This is a genomic window from Moritella sp. (assembly GCF_033791185.1).
In the GTDB taxonomy this organism is placed as follows: Bacteria; Pseudomonadota; Gammaproteobacteria; order Enterobacterales; family Moritellaceae; genus Moritella.
The window spans coordinates 1-5487 of the sequence record NZ_JASJHF010000166.1 but is presented as its reverse complement, the minus strand read 5'-3'; the positions used below and the strand labels follow the sequence as shown (position 1 = coordinate 5487).

The 5487-nt window shown below is 43.1% G+C and carries 5 protein-coding genes and 1 pseudogene; 1 reads left to right on the top strand and 5 read right to left on the bottom strand.

The genetic code is table 11. The features are described from left to right. Positions 1-200, top strand: a pseudogene (locus QNK26_RS09950) (protein disulfide oxidoreductase); the annotation flags it as partial. Between the two features lie 70 nt (positions 201-270). On the opposite strand, the gene QNK26_RS09945 reads toward QNK26_RS09950, so the two are convergent. The 5 genes from QNK26_RS09945 to acsA form a co-directional block, all read right to left on the bottom strand. Continuing rightward, positions 271-510 (bottom strand): acyl carrier protein, encoded by a 240-nt coding sequence (locus QNK26_RS09945; RefSeq protein WP_319222619.1) that lies wholly within the window; start codon positions 508-510, stop codon positions 271-273. 23 nt (positions 511-533) lie between these two features. Next, positions 534-1880, bottom strand: coding sequence for a dihydrolipoamide acetyltransferase family protein (locus QNK26_RS09940; RefSeq protein ID WP_319222617.1), 1347 nt, complete (start codon positions 1878-1880; stop codon positions 534-536). After that, entirely contained in the window at positions 1880-2881 is a 1002-nt protein-coding gene (locus QNK26_RS09935; RefSeq protein ID WP_319222616.1) for an alpha-ketoacid dehydrogenase subunit beta, read from the bottom strand. Before QNK26_RS09935 ends, QNK26_RS09940 begins: the two co-directional genes overlap by 1 nt. After that, entirely contained in the window at positions 2874-3863 is a 990-nt protein-coding gene (gene pdhA / locus QNK26_RS09930) for a pyruvate dehydrogenase (acetyl-transferring) E1 component subunit alpha (protein WP_319222614.1), read from the bottom strand. Before pdhA ends, QNK26_RS09935 begins: the two co-directional genes overlap by 8 nt. A gap of 11 nt (positions 3864-3874) precedes the next feature. Beyond that, positions 3875-5487, bottom strand: a 1613-nt coding sequence (gene acsA / locus QNK26_RS09925; protein ID WP_319222612.1) for an acetate--CoA ligase, incomplete at its 5' end; no start/stop codon positions are given.

Sequence of the window (5487 nt, the reverse complement as noted above, 5' to 3'; positions counted from 1 at the left end):
ATGAAAATAGAATCAATCAATACCTGAATGCCAAAGACTACCAATTTAATGTGGTTAATGATCCGAGAGGAGGAGTTAGTCGTGATTGGGGAGTATCGGTGACGCCAACATTATTTGTAATAGATAAAGGTGAAATAAAATCAGTGACCACTGGTTTCACTTCACCTATGGGTATGTGGTTGCGTTTGTTGCTTGCCTAATCTTTTTTGCTAATAAAAAGCAGCCTTAATTGGCTGCTTTTTGCATTGCTTTTAAAACCACCTCTGCGCATTAATTGTTATTGATATAATTAATCATGCCGTTCAGGGTTAATATTTTTGGATAGTCTACTTCCGGAATATTAACCTTGGTTTTTTTGGATACTGCGATCACTAAATTAAGAAAGTCCATCGAATCTAATTCTAGGGCTTCGCGCATATCCTGATCATCAGGTACTTCATCTTCCTCTATTTCTGGGGCAATATTACTTAGCTCTGTAAGGATCAATTCTCTTAGTTGTTTAGTATCCATAAATCCTCCATATTTCTACAATTTTAGCTTGGCGTTTGCCATAAAATTTCTGGATCTTGTAATAATTGATTAAGTTGATATAAAAAGCGCGCCCCAATATGGCCATCACTGACTCTGTGATCGGCGGCTAGACTGGCATCAATAACCGAACGTATATGCACTGCTCCATCAATAGCCAGTACTTCCTGATGAGGACTTCCTAGGGCAATGATTGCTACCTGTGGGGGGTAGATAACGGCAAACATCTGCTCAGCACCTCTCTCTCCAATACTGGTTACCGTGCAGCTGCCACCACTTAATTGCGAAGCAGCCAAACTGCCATTACGCGATCGAGAAACTTGCTGTTTGAGTTCCTCCATCATTAATTCTACGCTCAGGTTTTGTGCGTCATGAATCACAGGCATTACTAAACCACCACCGCGTAAGTTGATTGCGTTGCCTAGGTTAACCGTTTCACTTGGCAGGAATTTCCCATCAAGGTATTCACCATTAAGTTGTTTATTGGTTATTAGTAAGCGAGCAATGGCGCATAATAAGGGAGCTGCTAATAATAGGCGTTGCGAGACAGGAACATTATTATTATAACCCTGTAGATGATTCTGTAATGCGGTTATATCTATGCGTTGTTTTAAGTAATAATGTGGTATTTCTCGTTTTGATCGGGTCACCGTATCGCTGATTGCTTGACGCATGGTATCTTTATCAAAGCCTTTTTTTATCGGTGTTTGTTGATGCTGGGGGCTATCTAAGTCACTATTTTGTTCGATTGAGGTGTTTTTTTGAAGTGCTGTTTCAGTCATGGCTAAGGGAGTGTTAGACTGTTGATTTTGGCTTGCTTGCTCAACCATTGCTCGAGTGACGATTTTATTGTTGTTATTCGCAAATATTTTTGCGAGGGATAACTGCTGTTGGCAAGCTAGTTGGCGTGCTGCTGGCGTTGCTAGGACAAAGTTTTTGTGTACCGGTAAATGACTGTTTGCAGTTTGCTGGTTAGTTGTTTTTTCAGTATCTGTTAGTGTTTCTGTACTTGTTAATGTTTTAGTGGTAGTCGAATCAAGCACTTTTGCTGGTGTTTCTAATGTATTTTCTTTGTCGGTTGTTGCTGGTTTACTATCATTAGCAGTTGCTGAACTTAGACGCGCAATAGGTTCACCTACTGCGACCTTGTCACCCTCTTTAACCAACAGCTTTACTACCTGTGAATCTTCAAATATATCCAGCTCGATGGCACCTTTGCTTGTTTCAATGACTGCGATAACATCACCACGTTTAATATGATCACCTTCCTTAACTAACCAGTTTGTTAAGCTGCCTTTACGCATGTCGGAGCCAAAAGAAGGCATTTTTAACTCATGTTCATTGCTGCTCATTAGTTGTCTCCCATTGCGATCTGAGACTCTGCTATCATTTGCTGAGCAACCGTGATTATGTCGGCTACTTGCGGTAAGCTCGCTTGTTCAAGATGTGTGGCGTAGGGAATGGGAACTTCTGCAGAGCAAACTCGGCGAATCGGTGCATCCAAATACCATAGACCCTGTTCGGCGATTGTGGCACTTATTTCGGCAGACATACCTGCCGTTTTCCATGATTCATCAACAATCAAAGCCTTGTGAGTACGCTGTATTGAGTCTAAAATTGTTACTCTGTCTAATGGTCGTAAACAGCGAAGATCAACAACTTCTGCGTTGATACCTAAACTTAACAGTTGCTCAGCTGCATCCAGTGCTTTAAACAAGCAGCCACCCCAAGTGATAATACTTAAGTCTTTCCCGGTTTTGCGGATCACTGCCTTCTCCATGGGAGCAAGGGACTGTTTCTCTGGCAAGTTAGCCTGTTGGTTATAGAGCATCACATGTTCAAAAATGATCACGGGATCGGGATCTGCTAAAGCCATTTCCAACATGTAACGGGCATCACCGATAGTGCCGGGATAAAGTACCTTAAGACCCGGTATATGAGCATATAACCCTTCAAAACTATGTGAATGTTGAGCGGCGAGTTGTTTGCCGGCACCGCAGGCCATACGAATCACCAGAGGAACGCTAACCTGTCCATTCGACATATGCCTTAAGGTTGCTGCATTATTGATGATTTGGTCTAAAGCAAGTAGGCTGAAATTAACCGTCATCACTTCGACAATAGGACGCATTCCAGCCATTGCTGCACCAATGCCTGCACCGACGAACCCTGATTCCGATAGCGGTGTATCAATGATCCTTTGCGCACCAAAGTCATCAATCAAACCTTTGGAAACTGCATAACAGCCTCCATAGCGCCCTACATCTTCACCCATTAAGAAAACCCGGGAGTCCTTGTTTAACGCTTCTACCATAGCTGCTTTAAATGCTTCTCTGAAGGTTATTTTATTCATCAGAAATCTCCTTATAAACATGTTGTAATAGATCCTCTACAGGTTCAATTTCAGCCGCTTCCGCAAAATTTACAGCGGCAGTGATCTCCTCTTCGACAGCCAATTCCATGGCTTGAATCTCTTCCTCTTGTATTTGTTGATTGTTCTTCAGCCATTGACTCAGCTGTACGACAGGCCCTTTCTTTTTCCATTCATCTATTTCGGCGGTGTCACGATAAAGTTGGGTATCGAACATTGAATGGCCACGAAAACGATAGGTTTGGCACTCTATAAACTGTGGCCCTGCGCCGTTACGTATCGCTAAACAAGCAATTTTAGCTGAACGCTCAACATCAACCACGTTCATACCATCAATCACCTGTGAAGAGAGACCATAACTGGCTGCTTTTAAATGAATTTGTTGATTTGATTCTTCTATTTCTAAGGATGTTCCCATCGCATAACGGTTGTTTTCACAAATAAATAAGACAGGCAATTTCCATAATTTTGCGAGATTCAAGCTTTCATGAAATTCGCCTTCGGCAACGGCTCCTTCACCAAAAAAACAACAGGTGACAGTCTGCTTTTGCTGCATCTTATCGGCTAATGCGATGCCAACGGCTAATGGTAAAGCACCGGCAACAATGGCATTGCCACCATAAAAACGCTGTTTATTTGCAAATAGGTGCATTGAACCTCCGCGACCACCACTGCAACCACTTTTTTTACCAAACATTTCTGCCATGATACTATCCATGGGCACCCCGCGAGCCAAAGCATGGCCATGCTCGCGATAGGTAGCAAGTACCGAATCTTGTTCGGTTAGCGCTTGCATGACGCCCACTGCAATGGCTTCTTCACCATTGTAGAGGTGCAAAAAACCACGAATTTTTTCTTCGCTATAGAGGCTAACGCAGCGTTCTTCAAAGCGCCTAATACGTATCATTTGTTTAAGTAATAAATGCAGATGGCTACGATTAATATGCAATTTTTCATGGCCCATGATTTCATCTCCTAGGCTTCATCACTTTCCAAAGTGGAAATATCACCCTCTGGCAAACCTAATTCTCGTGCTTTTAATAAACGACGCATGATTTTGCCACTACGGGTTTTCGGTAAATTTTGGCGGAACACTATCTGCCTTGGGGCAACTGCCGGCCCTAAGCGTTTACGTGCATGACCTAATAATTTTTTAGCTAAAGCCTGATCACCTTGATGTCCTGGCTTTAAAGCTACAAAGGCTTTGACAATCTCTCCCGCGATGTCATCGGGTAATCCGATCACCGCAACCTCCGCAACAGCTTTGTCTTCCATCAAAACACTTTCTACTTCAAAGGGGCCGATTAAATGCCCTGAACTCTTGATTACATCATCGGCGCGACCGACAAACCAGTAATAGCCATCTTTATCACACATTGCTAAATCACCAGTGAGATACCAATCGCCAATAAAGCATTTTTGATAGCGTTGTTGTTCATTTAGGTAACCACGGAACATCGATGGCCAACCTTTTTTCAAGGCTAACTCGCCAATTTCATTGGTTGCCGTTGCGGGTTTTATTGAGCCGTCTTTTTGCTTTTGCATGATTGCCACTTCAATACCCGGTAAGGGCTTACCCATCGACCCTGGGCGAACTGCAGTAGTGGCAAAATTCGCGATCATGATGCCGCCAGTTTCGCTTTGCCACCAGTTGTCATGAAAGGGGATTGCAAATACTTTTTGCCCCCATACCACGGCCTCTGGGTTTAAAGGTTCCCCTACACTGGCGATGAAACGTAATGCGCTAAGATCATATTTTTTGGCAATGTCATCACCGGCTTTCATTAACATACGGATTGCCGTAGGTGCGGTATACCAGACATTAATTTTCTGCTCGCTGAGTAGTTGATACCAATGCTCTGCATCAAACTCGGCCTCATCAATAATCATGCATACACGGTTACAAAGTGGCGCAATAATGCCATAGGAAGTGCCCGTTACCCAACCAGGATCGGCGGTGCACCAATACCGGTCTCCAGGTTTTAAATCGAGCGCATAAAAGCCAGAAATACTATGATAAAGCACCGCTTGATGGACATGCATAGCACCTTTGGGTTTACCCGTCGTACCGGAAGTGAAATGTACTAAGGCTAATTGTTCTGGTGAACATAAACGCGTGGGAAAATCAGCACTACTAGTGGATAACAAAGCATCAATGTCGTGGCAATTATCAGGAAGATCAGATGAGACATTATAGAGCAAGACTAATTTCAAACTGCTTAATTGATCGCGCCAAGGCATCACTTTTTTACGGTAAAGTGCTTCACTGGTAATTAATACTCGCGCCTGTCCGATTTCCATTCTAGAGCGAATGGGTTCGGGTCCAAATGCAGAAAATAACGGCGAAAAAACGGCGCCAAATTTAAGCGTACCTAGCAGGGCGATATATAGTTGTGGGACTCGGTTACATAGACCAAACACAGTATCACTGCTTTGTATCTCAAAGTGCTCTAGGATGTTAGCGAAACGGCTAGTCTGATCCTTTAGCTCAGCGTAACTTATATCTTGTTGCTGACTTTGTTTGCTTAACCAACGAATTGCAATTTGCTTACCAAAACCTTCATCTACATGCCTGTCCACAGCTTCAT

What these genes read in the sequence shown, in the direction of transcription:
- QNK26_RS09945 (WP_319222619.1), bottom strand. Translation starts at nt 510, where the DNA reads ATGGATACTAAACAACTAAGAGAATTGATCCTTACAGAGCTAAGTAAT.
- QNK26_RS09940 (WP_319222617.1), bottom strand. Translation starts at nt 1,880, where the DNA reads ATGAGCAGCAATGAACATGAGTTAAAAATGCCTTCTTTTGGCTCCGAC.
- QNK26_RS09935 (WP_319222616.1), bottom strand. Translation starts at nt 2,881, where the DNA reads ATGAATAAAATAACCTTCAGAGAAGCATTTAAAGCAGCTATGGTAGAA.
- pdhA (WP_319222614.1), bottom strand. Translation starts at nt 3,863, where the DNA reads ATGGGCCATGAAAAATTGCATATTAATCGTAGCCATCTGCATTTATTA.